Raw genomic sequence first — 255 nt, 5'->3', positions numbered from 1 at the left:
GGTTGATATTCCTGTACCACCTCTTTATCGTTTGAGCAATGGAGGGACGCAGAAGGATAGAAGAAGCGTGCGATTGGTTGTGCACGTCCAAGCAGTTAGGCTGGTAAGTAGGCAAATCCGCTTACCGTGAAGGCTGAGCTGTGATGGGGAAGCTCCTTATGGAGCGAAGTCTTTGATTCCCCGCTGCCAAGAAAAGCTTCTAGCGAGATAAAAGGTGCCTGTACCGCAAACCGACACAGGTAGGCGAGGAGAGAA

Annotated in this window: 1 rRNA gene; it reads left to right on the top strand. The window is 51.0% G+C overall.

The annotated features are described in order from the left end of the window. Positions 1-255: ribosomal RNA gene (locus tag AC1M36_RS28590) — 23S ribosomal RNA — on the top strand; the annotation flags it as partial.

It is taken from the genome of Bacillus sp. Medicinal_06 (assembly GCF_056711665.1).
The sequence above is the reverse complement of the archived record's forward strand: the minus strand, read 5'-3'. Positions and strand labels throughout refer to the sequence as shown.